The sequence below is a fragment of the Streptomyces sp. NPDC089424 genome, assembly GCF_044749345.1.
Taxonomy (GTDB): domain Bacteria; phylum Actinomycetota; class Actinomycetes; order Streptomycetales; family Streptomycetaceae; genus Streptomyces.
In genome coordinates, this window is record NZ_JBIVHU010000013.1 from 37,204 (window position 1) to 57,270 (window position 20,067).

General features: G+C 69.5%; 15 protein-coding genes and 2 pseudogenes. 9 read left to right on the top strand and 8 right to left on the bottom strand.

From position 1 onward, the window contains the following. Positions 1 to 172 precede the first annotated feature (172 nt). The 6 genes from ACIP2X_RS37460 to ACIP2X_RS37485 all read right to left on the bottom strand — a co-directional run bounded on the left by ACIP2X_RS37460 (position 173) and on the right by ACIP2X_RS37485 (position 9,611). Positions 173 to 2,137 carry a M13-type metalloendopeptidase gene (locus tag ACIP2X_RS37460; protein ID WP_401682717.1) on the bottom strand — a complete coding sequence of 655 codons (1,965 nt, stop codon included), beginning with the start codon at positions 2,135 to 2,137 and terminating at the stop codon, positions 173 to 175. Positions 2,138 to 2,148: 11 nt separating this feature from the next. Beyond that, a complete protein-coding gene (locus tag ACIP2X_RS37465) occupies positions 2,149 to 3,357 on the bottom strand; it encodes a JmjC domain-containing protein (protein ID WP_401682720.1) in 1,209 nt (402 codons plus the stop codon). Between the two features lie 391 nt (positions 3,358 to 3,748). After that, positions 3,749 to 4,258 carry a DinB family protein gene (locus ACIP2X_RS37470; RefSeq protein WP_401682723.1) on the bottom strand — a complete coding sequence of 170 codons (510 nt, stop codon included), beginning with the start codon at positions 4,256 to 4,258 and terminating at the stop codon, positions 3,749 to 3,751. Positions 4,259 to 4,279: 21 nt separating this feature from the next. Beyond that, positions 4,280 to 5,461: a cupin domain-containing protein gene (locus ACIP2X_RS37475; RefSeq protein WP_401682726.1), complete on the bottom strand. Its 1,182-nt coding sequence runs from the start codon at positions 5,459 to 5,461 to the stop codon at positions 4,280 to 4,282. Between the two features lie 48 nt (positions 5,462 to 5,509). Continuing rightward, positions 5,510 to 7,639, bottom strand: coding sequence for a carbamoyltransferase C-terminal domain-containing protein (locus tag ACIP2X_RS37480; RefSeq protein WP_401682729.1), 2,130 nt, complete (start codon positions 7,637 to 7,639; stop codon positions 5,510 to 5,512). After that, on the bottom strand, positions 7,626 to 9,611 hold the full coding sequence (locus tag ACIP2X_RS37485) for a S9 family peptidase (RefSeq protein WP_401682732.1): 1,986 nt from the start codon (positions 9,609 to 9,611) through the stop codon (positions 7,626 to 7,628). Before ACIP2X_RS37485 ends, ACIP2X_RS37480 begins: the two co-directional genes overlap by 14 nt. Positions 9,612 to 9,881: 270 nt before the next feature. On the opposite strand from ACIP2X_RS37485, the gene ACIP2X_RS37490 reads away from it, so the two are divergent. The 3 genes and pseudogenes from ACIP2X_RS37490 to ACIP2X_RS37500 form a co-directional block, all read left to right on the top strand. Continuing rightward, positions 9,882 to 11,186 (top strand): MFS transporter, encoded by a 1,305-nt coding sequence (locus ACIP2X_RS37490; protein WP_401682735.1) that lies wholly within the window; start codon positions 9,882 to 9,884, stop codon positions 11,184 to 11,186. Between the two features lie 681 nt (positions 11,187 to 11,867). Beyond that, positions 11,868 to 12,338, top strand: a complete 471-nt coding sequence (locus ACIP2X_RS37495) for an RICIN domain-containing protein (protein ID WP_401682738.1) — start codon at positions 11,868 to 11,870, stop codon at positions 12,336 to 12,338. A gap of 159 nt (positions 12,339 to 12,497) precedes the next feature. Continuing rightward, positions 12,498 to 12,755: pseudogene (locus tag ACIP2X_RS37500) on the top strand (hypothetical protein); the annotation flags it as partial. 140 nt (positions 12,756 to 12,895) lie between these two features. Here the strand turns inward: ACIP2X_RS37500 and ACIP2X_RS37505 are convergent. Beyond that, complete coding sequence (locus ACIP2X_RS37505) at positions 12,896 to 13,597, bottom strand: TetR/AcrR family transcriptional regulator (RefSeq protein ID WP_401682741.1); 702 nt, start codon at positions 13,595 to 13,597, stop codon at positions 12,896 to 12,898. A 62-nt stretch (positions 13,598 to 13,659) separates the two neighbouring features. On the opposite strand from ACIP2X_RS37505, the gene ACIP2X_RS37510 reads away from it, so the two are divergent. From ACIP2X_RS37510 to ACIP2X_RS37530, 5 genes and pseudogenes are all read left to right on the top strand, one after another. After that, the gene (locus ACIP2X_RS37510) at positions 13,660 to 14,286 is read left to right on the top strand and encodes a class I SAM-dependent methyltransferase (RefSeq protein WP_401682743.1); all 627 of its coding nucleotides are present in this window, start codon (positions 13,660 to 13,662) and stop codon (positions 14,284 to 14,286) included. Between the two features lie 671 nt (positions 14,287 to 14,957). After that, on the top strand, positions 14,958 to 15,617 hold the full coding sequence (locus ACIP2X_RS37515; RefSeq protein WP_401682746.1) for a hypothetical protein: 660 nt from the start codon (positions 14,958 to 14,960) through the stop codon (positions 15,615 to 15,617). 182 nt (positions 15,618 to 15,799) lie between these two features. Continuing rightward, positions 15,800 to 15,904, top strand: a pseudogene (locus ACIP2X_RS37520) (DnaB-like helicase C-terminal domain-containing protein); the annotation flags it as partial. A 74-nt stretch (positions 15,905 to 15,978) separates the two neighbouring features. Continuing rightward, the gene (locus tag ACIP2X_RS37525) at positions 15,979 to 16,842 is read left to right on the top strand and encodes a hypothetical protein (RefSeq protein ID WP_401682749.1); all 864 of its coding nucleotides are present in this window, start codon (positions 15,979 to 15,981) and stop codon (positions 16,840 to 16,842) included. A 397-nt stretch (positions 16,843 to 17,239) separates the two neighbouring features. Beyond that, on the top strand, positions 17,240 to 17,629 hold the full coding sequence (locus ACIP2X_RS37530) for a hypothetical protein (protein WP_401682751.1): 390 nt from the start codon (positions 17,240 to 17,242) through the stop codon (positions 17,627 to 17,629). Between the two features lie 474 nt (positions 17,630 to 18,103). Here the strand turns inward: ACIP2X_RS37530 and ACIP2X_RS37535 are convergent, their stop codons facing one another. Then, on the bottom strand, positions 18,104 to 18,970 hold the full coding sequence (locus ACIP2X_RS37535; protein ID WP_401682754.1) for a helix-turn-helix transcriptional regulator: 867 nt from the start codon (positions 18,968 to 18,970) through the stop codon (positions 18,104 to 18,106). A gap of 562 nt (positions 18,971 to 19,532) precedes the next feature. Between ACIP2X_RS37535 and ACIP2X_RS37540 the strand changes: the two genes are divergently transcribed. Further along, the gene (locus tag ACIP2X_RS37540; protein ID WP_401682757.1) at positions 19,533 to 20,003 is read left to right on the top strand and encodes a VOC family protein; all 471 of its coding nucleotides are present in this window, start codon (positions 19,533 to 19,535) and stop codon (positions 20,001 to 20,003) included. Positions 20,004 to 20,067: the final 64 nt, after the last annotated feature.

Below are 20,067 nucleotides of genomic sequence, written 5' to 3' on the forward strand. Positions count from 1 at the left end.
TGTGGGCCCGGTGGCGGCCTGTCGGCCATGGCGGGCGCCTGGCCGTGCGGGCGGTGGAGTGGGGGCGTGTGGAGTGGTGTGTGGTGCGGCGTCGTCGTGGGGCGGGCGCAGGGCGCGGCCGGCGGCGCTGCTGGGCCGGAGGCGCAACGTTGGGCGGGCCGGCGTACTCATGTCAGCTGCCCCTCATGGCGATCAGCGTGCACCGGTCCGCCTGCGGCAGGTGCAGGGCGTCGTCCTCGTGCACGTCGAAGGCCTCGTAGAAGGCGGGGATGTGGCCGAGGACGCCGTTGCAGCGGAACTGGGGCGGGGCGTGGGTGTCGTTGTCCAGGCGTTCGCGTATCCGCTCCGGGGTGCGCTTGCTGCGCCACATCGACGCCCACAGGAGGAAGAACCGGCGCATCTGGTGCCGGCGTTCGGCGCCGGTGATGCCCGATGCCGCCAGGTGGTCGGCGAACGCGGCCTGTGCCACGGCCAGGCCGGTGATGTCGGCGAGGTTCTCGCCCAGGGTGCGCTTCCCGCTGACCCGTCGCCCGTGTGATCCCTCGGGTGCGTAACCGTCGTACTGGGCGACCAGTGGCGCGGTGCGGCGGTCGAATTCGGCCCTGTCGGCGCCTGTGCGCCAGGCGCGGACGACGGCGTGGGACATCTCGTGGCAGACGATCGAGCCGAGTACCGCGTGGTCGAGGGCCGGATCGCCGCCCGCGGTGAACACCGGCGGCCGCAGCAGGCCGGCCGGGACGACGACCTGGTTCAGGCCGTGCCGGTAGTACGCCGTGACCGCCTGCGGCAGCACCCGCCATTCCGAGCGGTCCGCAGGGCCCGTGAGCCGGCCGAGCCGGCGGGCCAGTTGCCGTGCCCGGCCACGTTTGACGTTGCCGATGAGGTCGCCGGGGTCGGTGACCAGGGGCGCGGTCTCGGCCGGACCGCTCGGAGCGCCGATCTCGAACCGCATGGAGTCCAGCACGGCGATGGCCGCCCGGCGGGTGTCCGGCCCCATCCACCCGGCCTGCCGGAGGCAGTCGCGGTAGGTGCCGGCCATGCGGGCCACCAGGCCGGCGGCACGGTCGCGGGTGCCGGGGTCCAGGTGGGCGCGCAGGTAGCGCTCGCCGACCAGGTCGCCTGCGGCGGTCTGGACGAAGGCGGTGGCCCGCAGCCGGCGGGGCCAGGGCCAGCGGGCGCCGGTCAGGTCGCGCCAGTAGAAGTCGAAGTGCTCGGCGAAGACCCTGCGCGATCCGAAGGGGGCCATCTCGTGGATGTACCGCCAGGCGAGCCACAGGCGCAGCGAGTCGAGCGAGGTGGTGGTCCACCAGTGCTCCAGGGCGGGCAGGAAGGCGTGCGGGTGCAGCCGTACCCGGGCGGCGGCCGGCACCTGGCCGAGTCCGTCCAGCCAGGCGGACCAGGCGAATCCGTGGTGGCGGCGGGCCAGTTCGGCGGTGGTGGCCGGGCAGGTCTGCGCCGCGGCGGGAGAGGGGCTGTCCGGCGGTGCGTGCCCGCCGGACAGCGCCGTCTCGGCCCGCAGGACGCGGGCCGCGGCCGTTTCGGCGTCGGGCAGCCCGGCGAGGGAGAGCATCGTCGTCACATGGACGAGGTAGCGCTCGCGCAGGCGCTCGCTGCGCGCCTCGCGGTACAGCGAGGCGGAGGGCAGGCCGAGGCCGGATGGGGAGAGGTGCAGCAGGTATCCCTGCGTGTCGGCGGCGACGTGCAGGCCGACGGCGCCGGTCATGCCCTGTGCCTGCAGCCGGCCCAGCACCCGGGCGAGGGTGTGCCGGTCGGGGGCGCGGCGGATCTGTTCCAGGTCTGCGGTCAGGGCCGTGGCGCCCAGCTCCTCGATACGCCGCTCGTCCATGAAGCTGGTGTACAGGTCGGTGATGCGGCGGCCGTCGGGGTCCTGGCCGGGGCGGGCGATGAGGGCGGCGACCTCGTCCTGCACCTGGTCGGCGAGCAGCGACAGCATGGTTGCTTCGGCGCGGTGGCCGGGCAGGACGAATCCGTCCGTCCAGCGTCCTGTGGTGTAGCGGTAGAAGTCGTCCTGGGGCCGTACGGACCGGTCGAGGCCGACGTCGAGGCCTATGCCGAGGCCGGTGTCGACGGCTGCGTCGACGCCGGTGTCGTGTGCGGTGTGGAGGGCTGTGGGCACGGCGGAGGGGGTCATCGGGTGGTGCTTTTCGCGGGGGCGGCCGGTTCGAGGACGCCGAGGCGGGTCAGGGACTGGGCCGCGCGCAGTGAGCGTGCGGCGGCGGCGTCCTTGAGGAGTTCGCCCGCCGGAACCGAGCCGCCCGTCTCCAGCAGGCGCAGGGTGTGGGCTATCGCGTCCGGTACGGCCAGTGTGTGGCCGTTGACCGACAGGCGGGTCCGGCCGCCGTCGCTCACGCCGATCTCGACGGGGAGCGAGGTGCGCCGCAGGCGGGCCTGGGGGGTGAGTCCGGCGAGCTCGGCAAGGCGCTGGAACTCGCGGGGCCGTGCGGCGCCGCCGTGGCTGCGGCCGGCTGCGGCCAGCCGTGCCGTCTCGGTGGCGGGGGTGAGCGCGGCCAGCCGGTCGCGCAGCAGGGCGATCATTTCGGTGAGTGCGGCCGCGGCCGCTTCCGGGTTGTCGCCGCCCAGGTGGGGGGATCCGTCGAAGGCGTCGTCTGCCGTCAGGGTGTCCACCGTCTCGCGCAGCAGGTCGCGCCAGCCGCGGAGCGCGACGGTGACCGACATGTGCAGGGAGACCTGTTCGCCCGCGGCGGCCGCGTGCGGGGTGCCGTAGGGCAGGTAGAGCACGTCACCGGGGTGCAGGGTGGTCTGCAGGGCGGGTTCGCCGAGCTGCTCGGCGCTGTAGGTGACGCTGTCGCTGCGCCGTGCGGCCGGTGTCTGCCAGATCCGCCAGTCCTTGGTGCCTTCGGTCTGGACGACGAACACGTCGACCGGGTCGTGGTGGGGGGCGTATCCGTCGTGGCCGGCCGGGGTCAGGAAGGCCACCGTGTCCACGGGGGCGGCGAAGGCCTGGGTGAGGGCCTGCGCGAGGTGGCGTGCGGAGGGCAGGAAGTGGTGCAGGTAGTTCCAGGTCACGGTGGCGCCGGAGCGGAACAGTTCGTAGACCTGCTCGGGTACGACCGTCTCGGTGAGCGCGGATCCCGGCTCGTTCACGGTGCGGGTGTATGCCTTGCTGGACACGCCCTGGCCGTTTCTGGCCACCCGCAGGTAGGCGGGCCGCACGGCTTCCATGGCGACGAGGTCGTCGAGCCTGTGTACCGACGCCAGTTCCCGGGCGCGTGCGGCGTCGAGCACCCCGCGGCGCAGCAGCGGCTGCCGGCCGAAGTGCTGGGAGAAGAAGCCTGCGGTGTCGCCGACGAGCTCTTCGAAGGTCCAGTCCTTCACGGGTTGCGCCCTCCCTACGGGTGTGGATGCGGCCAGAGGGGCGGCCGAAGCCGCCCCTCTGCCGATACCGGCAATTACTGGATGTTGACGTGGTACGCGGTGGCCAGCAGCTCAGCGGAGGTCTCGATGAACTCGATGTCGTCGAAGGTGTTCTCCATGACAATCAACTCCCTTTTTATTCTGCCGAGTTGTTCTCGGCGTTGATGAAATAGTGCCGGGTGGGCGGGAGTTCGGTCAATGAGTTGCCGGGGTGTTCAACCGTGATTGTGGAGGCAGTTGAACGGGCCGGAATCCGCCGGGGGGAGGGACGGGAAAAGGGCCGCGTTCCACCACTGGTTGTGTGGTGGAACGCGGCCCTTCTCCGGCTCTTTTTTCTGTGCGTTTCGGGAATTCAGACGCCGGTCGTGCCGTCGATGCTTTCGCGCAGGAAGTCGGCGTGCCCGTTGTGGCGTGCGTATTCGTGGATCATGTGGAGCATCACCCAGCGGAGCGAGACGTCGATGCCGCGCCGGTGCTCGTGCGCCACCAGCTCCAGGGAGCCGGCGGCGCTTTCGATACGGCGGGCGTGCCCGACCTCGGCCCGCCAGGCGGCGAAGGCCTCGGAGACCTTCGCGTCCGCGGTCTCGTAGGCCGCCTGGAAGTCGAAGGTGTCGGACCACACCAGTGGCAGGTCGTGTTCCGCGTGCAGGACCCGGCGGAACCAGGCCCGTTCCACCTCGGCCATGTGCCGGACCAGGGCCAGCAGGGACAGGGTGGACGGTGCCACGGACGGGATGCGCAGCTGGGCGTCGCTCAGGCCGGCGCATTTCAGCTCCAGCGTCTGGCGGTGGAAGTCCAGGTGGGCGCGGAGCATGGTGCGTTCGTCGGCGACGGTGGGCGGGGAGATCCGTTCGGCGGTCACGGCCTCACCCTGTCAGACGGCTCACGCGGCGGCCTCGAGCAGCCCGATCCGGGCCAGGCCCTGTGCCATCCGGGTCGCGCGCTCGGCGGGCACGCCGGGGAAGACGGCGGCGGCGGCTGTCTCCTGGCCCGCTGCCATGCCCGCGAGGATCTCGGCCACCGGTGCCGGTACGGCGATGCGGTGCCCGCCCACGGTGAGCTGGACCCGCCCGTCGGCGGGCGTGCCGAACTCGACGGCCGCGTCGGTGCGCCGCATCGGGGCGTCCGGTTCCAGGGTGTCCAGCCGCGCGGTGCTCTGGAAGGTGTGCCCGGCCGAGTTGCCCGGCATCCGCCGGCCCAGTTCCGCCAGCCGGTCCAGTTCCGGGCCCGGCTCCAGCCCGGTCAGCCGCTCGGCCACCGCCCGCAGCTGGTGCGCGAACAGGGCTTCGGTGCCGGCCTCCCGGTCCGTGCCGATGAAGGGGAACTCGTTGAACTGCGGTTCGCGGACCAGTTCCTCGACAGTCTGCTGGAGCAGGTCCTTCCACATCCGCGGGCGGACCATGATGGACAGGTGCACCGAGGCCAGTTCCTCGGCCGCTGCCGCGTGCGGCGTGTCGTAGGGCAGGTAGAGGACGTCGCCCGGTTCCAGGAGCACGTCGATCACCGGCTCGCCGAGCTGCTCGGCGGTGTACGAGGCGGCCTCGCCCTTGCGGACCTCGGCCGGGTTCCACAGCCGCCACCGCTTGGTGCCCTCCGTCTGCACGATGAACAGGTCCACCGGGTCGTGGTGCGGGGAGAAGCCCTGCTTGCCGGCGGGGGTCAGGAAGGCCACGCAGTCGGTCTTGGCGCCGAACCGGTCGCTGATCACCCGTGTGAAGGAGCGCAGCGAGGAGTCCAGGTGGTTGAGGGAGCTCCACACGATGGTGGCGCCGGCGCGGAACAGGTCGTACACCTTTTCCGGGACGATCGCGTCGGTGAGGTCGGTGCCCTGGACGGTGACGGTCTGGGTGAATCCCTGGTCGGGGACTCCGGCGCCCTTGAGGTTGGCCCGCAGATAGGGCGGGCGGATGACCTCCAGCTGGACGAGTTCGTCCAGCCGGCGCAGCGACAGGATCCCCTGGGGGTCCTTCAGCGCGCCTTTGCGCAGCAGCGGCTTCTTGTTGAAGTACTCGGCGAAGAATTCCTTCTCGTCACCGACGAGGTCGGTGAAGGTGTGGCTCGTCATGCCGGCATGTCCATTCCAGGTGGCCTCGGGGCGTCCCCGGGGCAGGGGTCAGTGGCGGAGGGCGGGCGCGTCACCGAAGGCCGTCCCGGGGCCGTGGTCGCGGCGGAACTGGTCCAGGTTCTGCCCGAAGGCGGGATCACCGGCCGCGACGCGCTCGGCCAGCAGCCGGACCCGGTTGGGCGTCCAGGTCTGCGGGTCGGCCAGCAGCTGCGGGGTGCCGGTCAGCAGCAGCAGGCCGGCCTCGGTGTGGCCGCGCTCCAGCCAGGACCGCCAGATCGCGTCGCGGTCGGCTTCCTGTCCGGCGAAGAAGGCCGTGGCCCGGGGGCGCGGGCCGGCGGGCAGCGGCGCGTCGTACTCCTGCGGCGTGCGCAGCACCACGCGCCGCCCGGTCAGGTAGGCGATCCGGATGCCTTTGCGGACGGCGAAGTTCAGCGCCTCGGCGGCGGTGTCCGCGATGGGCTCCCCCTTGTCGTTGAGGGAGGTGTTGCACACGAGGGGCACGCCGGTGGCTTCGCGGAAGGCGTCGATCGCCCGGTGCAGCAGCGGATTGTCCTCGGCGGCCAGGGTCTGGTGGCGGGCCGTCCCGTCCAGGTGCAGCACGGCCGGCACCTGCTCCCTGACCTCGGTGCGCACGCGGGCGGCCTCCAGCATGTAGGGGGAGGGCCGGTCCTGCTCGAACCATGCGTGTGCGTACTCGGCCAGCACGATCGGGGCAACCGGCCGCCACCACTGGCGCTGCTTGCACTCGTTGAGCCGGTCCTTGGTCCTCTGCGCTCGCGGATCGCCGAGCAGACTGCGGTGGCCCAGGGCCCGCGGCCCCATCTCCGCCGCCCCGTCGGCCCACACCAGCACATCGTCGGCGAGGTCCTGGGCGAACTGCTCCGGCGTGAAGGCGGACACCTCCTCGATGAACGGGGCGAACTCGGCCAGAGCGGCGTCGACTTCGGCCTTGCGCAGTTCGTTGCCCTGGTAGGCGGTGGGGATACGCAGGTCGGCGTCGTCGAAGGCGCCCGTGCCGTACAGGCCGAGCAGGCCAAGGCCCAGCGCCACCCCGGAGTCGTTGGCGCAGGGCGGGGTCAGAAGGCCGCGGAAGCCGAACCGGTCGAGTACATGGGTGTTGGTCTGCACGTTGAGGGCGAAACCGCCGCTGACGGACAGGTAGCAGTCCTCGGGCCGTACCCCGCCCAGCGCGCACAGCTTCTCGACGGTACGCACCGTGATCAGCTCGCAGCACTCCTGCACCACCTTCATCACGGCGCTGTGCAGGTTCTCCTCGGCAGTGAACCGGGCATCGGGAGCCGACCCCGCCAGCTGCCGCTCCGCCTCCGCCAGCACCCGCCGGACCAGGCCGAAAGCGGCCGCCCAGGGCTGCACATGGCCGCCCGGAAGGCTGACCTGGGCGGCTTCGGCCGCCGCGTCGAAGACGATCGCCGTGTCACAGGCCGACGCCAGGGCCATCAAAGTGCCCGGCTCCTTGCCCAGCAGCCGGTCCGCGGCGTGATACAGCGGGGCAGGCGACTCCACCGACGTGAACTGCAGCGCGCCGCGCACCGATACGCAGCCGGCGTAGTAGGCGGGCGGCAGCTCCCGCTCCAGGACCAGATCGGGAGCGGCGTCCACCGCCATCGCGATGATGTTCGCCTCCCGGAACAAGCGGGTGTCCAGCAGCAATCCGCTGAACAGGTGCGCCAGGCTGTGCACCGGCAGCGCCTCGGCGCCCTCCGGCACCGGCAGCGGCGCGTAGCCGGGCAGGCCCGGAGTGCCCCAGCTCACCGACACGTCGGCCAGGGTCAGTCCCTCGCCGGCCAGCAGATGACTGAGGAAGGCCTCGGCCCGCTCAGGCGTGTAGAGGGGCCACGAGTGGTGCTTCTGCCCGCTGATGCGCTCCAGTTCCCAGTGCCGTACCAGTTCCACACGGTGGGGGCTGCGCCGCCACAGGGACACGTTGTGGTCGTGGCGCGGGGAGATGACGGCGCGTTCGCCGGGCGGTGTCAGGTAGGTGGAGAGGATGTATTCGACGGCGGGATCCGGATCAGGGGCCGGGGCCGGGGCCGGGGCCGGGGCCGCGTGCGGACTCGGATCCGTCTGCGGGTGCGGGTGGGAGTCCGGGCTCGGGCGGGAGTCCGGGCCCGGGTGCGGGTGGCGGTCCGGGTTCGGGTGGGGGTCAGTGTGCGGCACGGTCGTCCTCCTCGGTCATGTGGCGGGACCACCAGCCGAGAATCGCCTCGTAGCGGGCGACGCGGTGGCTGGGCAGACCGGTGCGGGACATGTCGTGCCCCTCGCCGGGGAACAGCAGCATTTCGACCGGGACACCCCGCATCTTCAGCGCCACGAACATCCGCTGCGCCTGTTCCATCGGGGTGTGCCGGTCCTCCTCGGACTGGATGAACAGCATCGGGATCTCGATCTGGTCGGCGTAGGTGATCGGGCTGAGCTCCGCCCACCGCTTCGGATCCGCTCCGTACAGTGCGATCGAGTTGTTGACGCCGTCATCGGCCGAACCGAAGTGGCTGTCGATGGCGTAGCAGCCGCGCTCGCCCATCGCCGCGCGGAACCGCTCGCCGTGGTGGGCCGCCAGCCAGGCGGACATGTAGCCGCCGAAGGAGCCGCCCTGCACCCCCACCCGCCCAGCATCCAGATCCGGTTGCTGCAACGCGGCATCGAGCAGGGCCAGCAGGTCGGGGGCGGTCCTGAACGCCAGGTCGTCGGCAGCCCACCGGCCGTGCGCCTGCCCGTAGCCGGAGGTGCCGCGCGGGTTGCCGAGCACCACCGCGTAGCCGGCCGCCGCGTACACCTGCGCCTCCTCGAAGGAGGCGGGACCGTTGAGCGTGTAGCCCCACTGCGTGTACGGGCCGCCCTTGATCTGCAGCAGCACCGGGTGCGGGCCGGGCCCGGCCGGGCGGACCAGCCAGCCCTGGAGCTCGTAGCCGTCCGAGGCGTACGCGGTGAACTCCTCGACGGGCCGCAGGTCCGCGCGGGCCCGCAGGCCGGCCCCGAAGGAGGTGACCTCCCGCTCCGCCCCCTCGTGCAGCACCATGAGATCGCCGGCGCTGTCCGCGCCGGACATCACGGCGGCCACGGTCACACCGCCCGTGCTGTCCGCGACCGCGAAACCGTTGACCTGGCGGCGGCCGGTGATCACCGGTGTCGGTTCGCCGCCGTCGTAGGGCACCAGGATCAGATGCACCTCGCCGTGCCAGTCGTTGGCGAAGTACACCCCGTCCCGGGCCGTCTGGATCATCAGCGACGCGAAGCTCAGGTGGTACGGCTCCGGGTCGGTCAGCCGCACCGGATCGGCGGAGCCGTCCGCGGGAACCGACCACAGCCCGTAACTGCTCGCGCCCCGGGCCCGGTTGTCGTCGGTGAGGGTCTCCGCGGCGAAACACACCCGTGTCCCGTCCGGGGAGAACAGCGGACAGCTCATCTCCAGGCCGCCCCGGGTCAGCGGCCGCAGGCCCCGGCCGTCCGGGGCGCAGACCCACACGTCGCGCCGCAGGTCGTCGGCGTGCGTGTCGTGCCGTCCGGAGACGAAGGTGAGCAGGGTGCCGTCCGGGCTCCACGACACCTCGTCGTGGTCGAAGGGGCCGCTGGTGACCTGCACGGCGTCCGGGACACGGGTGAACGGCAGTTCAGCGAACGGGTCGGTGACAAAGACATGACGCGGCCGGTCGAAGGTGAAGCCGAGACCGTCGGCCATGTAGCGCAGATCGGTGATCCGCCGCGGCCGCTCCTTCCCCGCAGGCACCCCGGGCAGGTAACGCCCCGGCTCGGGCACGCGTGCCGTGTAGGCCAGCCGGGCCGAGTCCGCACTCCACACCGGCCGGCCCGCACCCAGCGGCAGGTCGGTCACCGGGAAGGGGTCACCGCCGTCCATCGGCAGCAGATGCACCTGGGCGGGCCCGCCGCCGGGCAGCGGCCGCAGGAAGGCAAGCCAGCGCCCGTCCGGGGAAAACGCCGGAGCACTGTCGGACGGGCCCCGGGTGAGCCGGCGGGCCGGTACGGACCCGTCGGTCGCAGCCACCCACAGCTCGGTCGCGTTCACGTCGGCGGCCAGGTCGGGTGCCGTCACACTGACGGCGGCCAGACGGCCATCACCGGACAGGGTGGGCCGTCCCAGAATTCGCAGCAGATCGATATCCGTAGGGAGCATGCACAGAAACCTAGAAGCAGAATTCCGCCCGCTCAACCACGTTCAACCGCACTGCCCAACTGCACTCAACCGCTCTGCCCGACCGCGTTCAACTGTCCTGCTCAGCTTCGTTCAACTGCCCTGCTCAACTGTCCAAAAGGCCGGTTGAACGCAGCAGTTGAAACCCGGCCGGGGCTTCGGCAGCATCAAACGCTCGGCAACGCAAGCCACGCGAGCCATGCGAGCGGCAGCGAATACAGGGAAAAGGGTGAGCTCCGGTTGAGGTTCCCAATGAATGGCCCCCTGGCGAATCCGGATTTCCGGCGGCTGTGGACGGCCGGATTCGTCTCGGAAATCGGCGACTGGATGTTCATGATCGCCATGCCGGTGTACGTCTATCAGCTCACCGGCTCGGTCACCGCCACCGCGACCAACTTCATCCTGGAACTCCTGCCCGCCCTCGCACTCTCCCCCGTCGCCGGCGTCCTCGCCGACCGCCTGGACCGGCGCCGCCTGATGGCCGGCGTCAGCATGCTGCAGATCCTCGTCCTGCTGCCGCTCCTCGCCGTCGACGGCCCCGGCCAGCTCTACCTGGTCAACCTCGTCACCTGCGCCCAAGCCGCCCTCGCCACCATCTTCCAGCCCGCCAAATACGCACTACTGCCCCAACTCGTCAAACCCGCCGACATCCCCGCAGCCAACGCCCTGACCAGCCTCAACGGCAACATGGCCCGCCTCCTCGGCGCCTCCCTCGGCGGATTCGTCCTCGCCGCAGGAGGCCTGCCCGGCATCCTCCTCATCGACGCGGCCTCCTTCCTCCTGGCCATCCTGCTTCTGTCCCGCCCCTTCGCCGTACACCAGCCCGCCGCCACCAGACAACGGCTCTGGCGGGCCTGGGCCGACGGCCTGAACGAAATCAGAAACCGGCGCGGACTACGCCTGATGGTGCTGCCCGTCGGCCTGATCGGCCTGGCCCAGGGACTGTTCGCCGTCCTCTTCGTCGTCTTCGTCACCGAACGCCTCGCCGGCGGCGAAAGCGAAACCGGCCTGCTGCGCGGCATCCAAGCGGTAGGCGGCATGGCAGGCGGCGCCCTCATCGCCACCCTCGCCCGGCGCACCGACCCCAGCCGGCTCCTCGGCTGGGCCCTCCTCGTCTTCTCCGCGATGACCGCACTCACCTGGAACACCGCCTACCTCACCACCACCACCAGCGTCTACATCATCCTGTTCGCCATCCTGGGAGCACCCGGCATCGGCGTCTTCGCCGGCCGCATGGCCATCGTCCAGATCCACACCACCGACACCACCCGCGGACGCGTCCTCGCCAGCTTCCAAAGCGTCTTCGACACCTTCCAAGCCCTCGGCATGATCCTCGCCGCCACCCTCACCACCCCCCTCGGACTCCCCCACACCCTCAACCTCCAAGCCGGACTCCTCGGCCTCGCAGGCCTCCTCGCCCTATGGCACTTCCGACCCACAACCACCACCGGCCAGCAGCCCGCCTCAACCCACACAGCCACCACCACCGCCGCTGAAGACACACGCCCGGCACCACAACCAGCAGCCAGCCAGCCCGCACACCACGAACAACCCTGACAACGCCCCCTCCCCCTCATCACCACACGCACAGACAGCAGAACCACCGGAGGGGGTGGTCAGCCTCAGGTGGATGCGGTCCGAGGCCGTAGCGCGGGCGGAGCCGTACCGGTCGGTGACCCGGACAGCAGCCGCGTCCGGCTCGCCCCAGGGGCCGGCCTGGCGCAGCGGAACTCCATGCCGTGCTTCGTGCCCGAGGAAATCCCCCTACAGGCCGTCACGTTCGCGGGGAAATCCCCTACGGGCGATCACGTTCGCTGCGTGAGCTCAGGCATCAACGACGCGATCGGGGCCGGCCAGGGCACGCTCGCGTACTCGTTGCGCATCAGCTCCCGCTCAGAGCGAAATCGACGGCCAGGCTCCGGCGCCACCCGCAGCACCACCGACTCTTGCCCCGCTACGGCGACTCGGTACGTGTTGTTGTGCATACCACCGCCGGCTCCACGGCCCTCACCACCTGAGCGCCGGCACAGCAGTTGGACCTGCTCAGCTGTGAGCGACCGCTGAAACCAGCCCGGTGACCGGTCGAGCTGGCGGAACTCCTTGACATCCCCTCACTGAATCCCCGTTGCGGGTAACGTGGCTACGCTCACGGCCAAATCAGGCTAAACCGCCAGCGGATGGAGCATGATGTTGAGTCGCCCCGGCCTGACAAAGGCGTGTACGACGATTGCGGCCTTGATGGCCGCCATGATCTGCGCCCCGACCTCCACGGCGAATGCCGCCAGTCATGCAGAAATGGGTATTCGCATCTACGCGTCCCACAGCGAGAAGTGCATCTCGATCCCCGGCGGCTCCCAGACCGCAGGCATCCAGGCGACCCAGTTCGACTGCAACCCGAACTCGTGGGCGAAGCGCTTCTACGTGGAGACGCAGAATCTCGACGGCTGGGACAACCCCGTTGTCTGGCTCAGGAGCGAGTCGAGCAAACTCTGCCTTGCCGTGGCGGGGCACCCCGAGCCGGGGAAAGCCGTGGTGCAGGCACCCTGTTCGCAGACCCATCAGTGGTCATGGGACAAGGCTGGGCGTCTGGTGTACGACACCCTCACCAACACCTGCCTCGCTGTCCCTCACGGATGGAAGGGCAACAACGTCAAGCTCATCCTGTGGACATGCAACTTCAGCCGCGAGCAGTCGTGGGGCGAATACTGAACGGCAAAGGCGGTTTGCTGAGCCTGGCGGGCGGCTTTGATGACGCTGGAGGTCGTTCTCTTTCCGAACCCCGGGTGCGGATTTCGCTGGTCAGGCGTGGGATCGCAGGTGTCGCGGCAGTCTCGGCCAGTTGTTGGCCGAGATGCGTGGGGGTGGCGGATGCAGTCACGGGCGGTTTTGGAGGCCCGGCGGAAGGCCGCGGTGGTGCGGGTTGAGGAGCTCGAAGCCGAACCGAAGCGAATGCGGGCGGACTTGGCGGACGCGGAAGAGGTCCTCAGGCGCCAGGTGATCGGCCTGGAGGAGTATCTGGAGGCATTGGCCGAGGACGAGGCGCCCGCGGCGACGGTGGCCGTCGGGTCGTCGCGGAGGAAGCCGGTCGGACCGCGACGCGCGGTGCCGCACCGGGAGAACGTGAGTTGAAGCCGGGAGGGTTCACGCTGCCGGCATCGGAGCAGGGCCAGGATGCTGGTGCTGTCGGGCGGCCAGGCGGCGGTTCACTAGCGGGATCATCGACCACCGGAGCGGAGTGAGCGGCCGGCCGCGGCCGGCCGCGGAGTCTACTTTGCTCGGGCGCCTGTCGCCGGAGGGGCGGTGGCCTGCTTGCGGCCTGTGCAGAGGTGGGTGGTCAGGGCCTCGCATGCCCACTCTTCCCAGGCGTCGGGGGACCAGCCCCGGTCGCGGACGAAGATCAGGTATAGCTCCGGACTGAGCAGCCCGTACAGCAGGTCGGCGGCGCGGGCGGTGTCGACCTCGGGGCGGGCGTCGGGCTTGGAGGTCAGCGCCTTCGCTGCGGCATGCTGGACGGTGTAGCGCGGGTCGGGGCCAGCAGGCCACTGCGCGGCGATCTCCGGGTCCGTGGCCGCCGCAGCCGCGATCAGCGGCATGATCGGGGCGACCCGGCCGAGGATGTCACGTACCCCCCGCACGTGGGCGCGCAGTTGCCCGGCCGCGGTGGGCTCGGCGCACGCGGCGCGGAACCAGTCGCGGTCCATCGTGGCGACCGGTTCGACGTCGCCCGCGATGGACGTGTCGACGACGTCCTTGAACAGCGCGCGCTTGTTGCGGAACACGAAATACACGGTCTGGACGGCCACACCCGCGCGATCCGCAACCTCCTGAAGGCTTGTCACGCCGTACCCCTGCGCGACGAACAGGTCCCGCGCCGCCGCGGTGATCTTCTCGCGGGTACGCCGCGAGCGCTCGGCTCGCTTGTCGGGGCGCTTGACGTTCTGTCCGTCGGATCCCTTGACCGCATCCATGCAGAGAGTCTAACTCTAGAGTCGGTCACTGGAGTTGAACTCCAAATTCTTGGAGGGTAGCGATGAGTGAGACTCGAACGGCTGCGGAGCTCGACCAAGAGGCGGCTGCGCGCGGCGTGCTGGAGGACTTCTACCGGGACGGCAAGCCTCCGTGGGACAGCGGCGTCACGCCGCCCGAGCTGGTGGCCCTGGTAGAGGGGCCCGGCGCGCTGATGCCAGGCCAGGTGCTCGAACTCGGCTGCGGCACCGGGACCAACGCGGTGTACCTGGCCCGGCACGGCTGGCGGGTGGCGGCCGTCGACCTGGTCGACCGCGCGGTTCGGCAGGCTCGGGAGAAGGCCGACGCGGCCGGAGTGGACCTCACGGTGCTGTGCGCAGACGCCACCCGGCTCGACGAGACGGGCGTGCACGGCCCATATGATCTGTTCTTCGACCTGAGCTGCTACTGCGGGATTCCGCCGCACCGCCGGGACGCCTACGCCGCCGGCCTCACCAAGCGTGCCGCCCCCGGTGCACGATTGCTCATGTTCGGCTACGGGCCCGGGGCGTTTGACGACTCGTGGTCCGGCGTCACTGCGGACGAACTCCGCGCCAGGTTCGCCGGGTGGCAACTGGCCGACGTGACGCCCGGCACAAACCCCGTCCCGACGTTCTGGTTCACACTGCACCGTGCCACCGCCGCGACATAGTCTCAGCCACACCGGGCATCTTCGGGCCACGGACATAGCGCGCGGTCATTCCCACAAATGCCGTCGCCGCAACGGCCGTCCACGTCCCTCGGCTCCGCCTCAGCCCGCGCCGCCAGCGACTCCGCCAGGGCCAGGGCTTCATCGCTGAGACGGCCCAAGTGTCGAACGGTGCGTCCCAGGCACAGGCCGGCCAGCCCCAGCAGCGGACTCCCCGGCACGGCCCGCGTCGCGACCTGCACGCACCAGGACTCGCCGAAGTCCGCGTCGTCGTCGCGCCACGCGGTCCCGACCAGAACTCCCGCCGTCCCGTCCTGCTCGACGAATGGGCCTGCATGCGGCCCTGCACCAGCAACACCGAACGCACCGCCGCCTGGCAGCCTTCAGACAAACCAAGGGGGTTTGCCGGATCATCGGCGGCCCCACCCCGGTGGGCGGGGCCCGCTACGGCTGCGGCGGCACGGCGAGTTGCCGGCGTCGCTGGAAGCCAGGGGTCATCGCTCCCTCCCATCGCGTCGCCGCGGTCATGTACCGCAACCCTTCAGTCAGTTCCTGGCTGAGACGCGCCGCAACTGACGGAAGCCCGGATGGAGGGGGTATCTCTACTACACACAACGGGACGGGATGGCTTCGGGGAGTTGACCCTGGTGCAACTGTGGCGGAGACGTCCTCACGTGCCCGGGTCTCGGCGCTCGCAGCGGCAGCGGGCTGTCTCCGAACTTCGGGCACAAGGCCGCTACGGTCCCGAACTGCGCGACGTCCTGCCCGGCTTCCTCGGCCTGGTTCTGGCCGTGCTCGCCCCCACCCTGCTGCTTGCCTGGCTCTACCGCACGCTCGGCGTCAGCGGCTTGGTGCTCGGCGCCGTTCTCCTGGCGGCCGCCGCAACTATGGGCTTCCGTCTGCGTGAACCGATCGCTCGTCGGCGCGGCGGCCACTACACCGCAGCCGAGCTGGCCCGGCTCGATACCCCCGGTCTCGCGGTCGCGACCGAGCGGATGCTGCGGCGCGACGGCTGGCAGGTGGTCGACCTGAGCGCGCGGGAGGGGCGGCCGCGCCTGTATGCCCGGGACCGCCGGGGCCGCGAACTCGACGTCGCCTTCCGCCTGGTCACAACAGCGGACGAGGACGAGGTGACGAGCGGCCCGGCTCCCCTGCGGGAAACCGCGCGACCCGGCGTCGACCGCCTGATCCGGGTCGTCGTCCACCTCGGCACCTTCAGCCACGCGGACGTGCTCTGGGCCTCCCGCCAAGGCGGGGTCAAGCTCCTCGACGGCCACCAGCTGCAGCGCTGGGCGGGCGGCGCCACATTAGACCACTTAGGCCTTCCCAGCTGACGTTCTACAGCAGATTCCGCCACGCGTAACCGATGAACAGTCGTCGCGACTGTTACCCTTCTGACCTGCGGAAACTATGGAAAAGGGCCTTGATTTGAGACCCGTTTCTGCTCACCTACGGAACCAGGCCGCTCGCCTCGCGCCACGAAGAGATCTCCGAGATCGCCCGTTGCCTAAAACTCCTGGCCAAGGAACTCCGTGTGCCAATCGTCTCGATCTCCACCCTCAACCGCAGCCCTGAGCAGCGCACCGACAAGAAGCCGATGATCAATGACCTTCGCGACTCAGGCGCCCCTGAAGACGACGCTGACGTCGCGATCCTCCTGCACCAAATGTCGTACCGGGAAGGCACAATCGGCGCATGCCTGAGACCTTCGTCGACCTCGGAACCGTCAACGCGCCGTCCGGTGTGCTGGTGCTCGGCATGGCGGGGTGGATCGACTACTGGCGGGAACTGGGTCAGCCCCTGTCCGAGCGCGCCCGGACGGCCGCGTCGTCAGGAGGGGCTCATCTCCGCGAGTGGTTGTGCGAGGCGGTCGCGGTCCCGGCCGCCGCTGACAGGTCGTTGAAGGTGAGGGCGAGCACCTCGCTGTCCCCGTTCGACGAGGAACCGACAATCGCGACACTGGAGATCAGCCTCGGCCTCCCATGGCCCGGCGCTGCGGACCGATCGGTGCCGGTCCGGCTAGGGGACCTGCCTGTCGACCGGTGCGGCATGGTCATCGGCGACGCCGTCGGGCTGGACACGTGGACGGGAATGGACGGTGATCCGGCCGACGGCCTCGCCGACGTTTTTTACTGGGGCCTGTACGCGGACGACGCGCATGCGCAGTTCGGTGGCGAGCGGATCGCGCGGTACGGCGCCGACGGACCGCAGGGGTGGCTCGACCTCCCGCTGACCGAGGCAGCCGCCCGTGCGGCCGAACTCACCGCCTGGTGCGACCGCCTCCACGGCAAGGGCCTCATGGTCTCGATCGACAAGCACACCGACTTCCACCGTTTCCGGCGGGCCGGGTGGCACCACCCGCTCCGCGCCGGAGCGATCGAGGTCGGTGGCTGCCGGGTACTCGGCATCGAATGGGACCAGGGCGACCACTCGATGAGGCACCGCGGTCAGCGGGATGCCAGCCAGGTCTATCCGGTCACGCTCGAAGCCAACGAGGCGGGCGAGATGGTGATGCGATGGACCATCCCGCCCCACGACTTCGACGACGAAGACGAGTGACGAGCTCGGCCCCGGGGATTCGACATCGTGGTGAGACTGATCAACCCCGACACCCTCGTGAGACAGATCCGGGAACCACAGGTCACAGTGGTTGGTCTCCGCCACAAACCGCGCGACCCTACACGGACATGCGGGATCTCAAATCCCGTGTCGGAATCTCGCGGCCGATATCGGATCGATGTCGGATACCACGCCAGCCGTGAGACCACCCAGGTCAGAGTACCGGCGGCCCGAACCACCCGGCGCGGGCCATCAAGGTGGACGCGGCGGACGCCTCCGAGCTGAAGTCCTCTGCCGCGCAGGGGTGTTCGTGCCGCATGGTAAGCCTCGCGCTTGGGCATGAACTCGCCCAGTGAGTGGCCGCCGAGGCCCTCCGGCACCGAGGGGGAACTTGTTGATGAACCTCCGCAGGAGACTGACCAGTGCGGCCGCTGCCGGCGTGATGGCGGCGGCCGCACTTGTGTTCGGCGGCGCACAGCCAGCCGCCGCCGACCAGATCGGCACATGCCCTTATCCCAAGGTGTGTCTGTACAACTCGACCACCTACACGGGGAATTACTACGCCTCCTACCAGGTGGTGACGAACTACTACCAGGTACCGCCGTCCCGGAGGCAGCCGATCACCGTCGTCAACACCCGTAACGACGACATCGCATGGGTTCGGTACGTGGCCTTCGGTAATCAGTTCACGACCTGCCTGACACCGGGGGCCCGGTTGTACGTGAACCCGGCGGGCGGCAACGCCACGGTCACGGGAATCATGATCAATTCGGCTTCCACCTGCTGACACGGAAGCTCGGTGCGAGGAGGACGGAGCACCCGCAAGGTTCTCCGCCCCCTCGCCTCCCTTGGCGGGCCGGCACCAGCTTGAAGATCACCGGACTCGCCCTGGGGCAGCGGTCGCCGGACCCGTCGCGGCCTGGTCCCTTCCATGAACCTTGGCTCTCGCAGCGATGTATATCTGCAAAACCGTCCGAGGACGGTGCGATCTCGCGTTGATCAGGCAGGGCGAGCACGTCTCGGAACCATCCCCGCGGGTGCGGGGAGCAGACTCGATGACCTGCGAGTTCATTGCCGCAAAGGCACCGAGTAGCAGACTTTGAGACGGGTCTGCGGCCTCGGAACCACCCTGGTGAATCTTGCAACGGAGGCCTATGAGAGGAGGGGCGGCGGCAGACCGTCTGAATCAGCCCTTTTTCCGTCGGACTTGGGGGTGACGGTCGGACAATCCGTCGGGGCTGTCCACGGAACCTGCATGTACCTAGGTGTCCAGGCCGCCGATCCGATCCGCGAGTGTTCGCAAGGCTTCGCAAGACGGGGAGCCGGGTTGAGCTGTGCTCACGAACAACCACTGGTCCGGGTCACTGGGAAAGACGAGGGCCTCGTAGTTCAAGGTGAATTCGCCGAGCAGGGGGTGCCGGTAGTGTGTGGCGCCGTGGGAGAACTCCTCCACATCGTGCGCGTCCCACCATCGGCGAAAGTCTTCGTCCACGGCCGACAGCTGATCCATCAGCTCGGCCAGTTGGGGATCGTTCGGATGCCGACCCGCATACAGGTGCAAGCCTGTGACGACCATGTGGGCAGCCATGTCCCAGTCAATGAATAGTTCACGCGCCGCAGGGTCGAGAAATATAAATCGCGCCCAATTGCGCTCGCGGGCCGGTACGGCGTCAAAATCGGCGTATAGCGCGCAAGCCATTCGATTAAGGGCCAGGACGTTCATGCGGCCGTCCAGAATCATGGCAGGGGTGTCCCGAAGAACCTCAAGCAGCGCGTACGCGCCCGGACGCACTCGCCAGGGAACGGCGGGCTGTCTGACTCTGGCCATGGACTGCGGTCTGGCCAGGTTGAACAGATGCGCGCGCTCGACATCATCCAGTCGCAGAGCGCGGGCTACGGCTTCCAACACCGCTTCCGAGGCGTTGGCCACCCGTCCGCGTTCCAGACGGATGTAGTAGTCCGCGCTCAATCCGGCCAAGAGTGCGACCTCCTCGCGGCGGAGTCCCGGGACACGGCGGCTCGCCCCCGGCGTGACGCCGACCTGTTCAGGAGCCACCCGGGCGCGCCGTGAGCGCAGGAAATCGCTCAGTTCTTTGTTGTCACCTGAACCGGACGACGTCGTGCCCATATATTGAGGCTAGCCCTGGACGTAGTATCCCGGCAAACGCACGGTGGAATAATTGGGCCACATAAGCAGATCTCTGTCGGCGAAAAGGAAATTTTAGCGAGTAAGTAGACGCTTTCCGGCTATAGACTTGGCTATTAAAAGCCGATTCGGGGTTTCTCAATGCCCTGATATGTTGCGCTTATGCGCCTGGCACCGGCTCGCCTTCCATGTCGATGCGGCTGCTGTAACTGCCGATACTCCATCCGCCGTGGGATGTGATCATGCTCTCGGGGACATGCGCGTGCCGGCATGGCTGCGCAGGCGGTCCGGCAGTTGCTGCCGCGCTGCCCATACCGGCCACGGAAAGGGGGCCTGCCAGTACCTGGACCAGCAGGCCATGGCCGAGGCAGGCCTGCTTAACCGCCCTCAGGTGCCCTTTCGGCTGGTTCTCTGGATTGCAGGTCGGCGCGAGGCGCAGGACACGCAGGCCTGGCCGACCTCTCCCACCAAGGCGAAACCCCGTTCGACGGTCTGGTGACGCATTGGGCGTAATCCACCGACGTCAAGAATCAAGGACACCTCCATGGATCTGAAGCTGGAAATGATCGTGCTGCCCGTCTCCGACATCGACCGGGCCAAGGCCTTCTACGAGAAGGTCGGATTCCGTCTGGACGTCGACTACAGGGCCAACGAGGACTTCCGGGTCGTGCACTTCACGCCGCCCGGCTCGGAGTGCTCGATCATCTTCGGTGAGGGGATGACGCCCCTCGCGCCCGGCTCCATCCAGGGGCTGTACCTCATCGTCTCCGACATCGAGGAGGCCCGTGCTGAGCTCGTCGGCCGCGGGATCGAGGTCAGCGGGATCTTCCACGACGCAGGCGGCTTCTTCCACGGCCACGAGAGCGGGGATGTCACCCACCGCCTCGCGGGCCAGGAGCGGCTGGGCGGTCCGCATCCTGAGCGCGCCTCCTACGGGTCCTTCCTGACCTTCAGCGACCCGGACGGCAACGGCTGGGTTCTCCAGGAGGTCTCGCAGCGCCTTCCCGGCCGCTGAACACCCCCACAGACCATCATTCATCGGCTGCCGTCCGGGCCGAAGAGCGGCACCGGACCGCCGA

Coding starts and splice junctions, on each gene's coding strand:
- ACIP2X_RS37535 (WP_401682754.1), bottom strand. CDS start 18,970: ATGGGCACGACGTCGTCCGGTTCAGGTGACAACAAAGAACTGAGCGAT.
- ACIP2X_RS37490 (WP_401682735.1), top strand. CDS start 9,882: ATGAATGGCCCCCTGGCGAATCCGGATTTCCGGCGGCTGTGGACGGCC.
- ACIP2X_RS37530 (WP_401682751.1), top strand. CDS start 17,240: ATGAACCTCCGCAGGAGACTGACCAGTGCGGCCGCTGCCGGCGTGATG.
- ACIP2X_RS37495 (WP_401682738.1), top strand. CDS start 11,868: ATGGCCGCCATGATCTGCGCCCCGACCTCCACGGCGAATGCCGCCAGT.
- ACIP2X_RS37525 (WP_401682749.1), top strand. CDS start 15,979: ATGCCTGAGACCTTCGTCGACCTCGGAACCGTCAACGCGCCGTCCGGT.
- ACIP2X_RS37475 (WP_401682726.1), bottom strand. CDS start 5,461: ATGACGAGCCACACCTTCACCGACCTCGTCGGTGACGAGAAGGAATTC.
- ACIP2X_RS37540 (WP_401682757.1), top strand. CDS start 19,533: ATGGATCTGAAGCTGGAAATGATCGTGCTGCCCGTCTCCGACATCGAC.
- ACIP2X_RS37485 (WP_401682732.1), bottom strand. CDS start 9,611: ATGCTCCCTACGGATATCGATCTGCTGCGAATTCTGGGACGGCCCACC.
- ACIP2X_RS37510 (WP_401682743.1), top strand. CDS start 13,660: ATGAGTGAGACTCGAACGGCTGCGGAGCTCGACCAAGAGGCGGCTGCG.
- ACIP2X_RS37505 (WP_401682741.1), bottom strand. CDS start 13,597: ATGGATGCGGTCAAGGGATCCGACGGACAGAACGTCAAGCGCCCCGAC.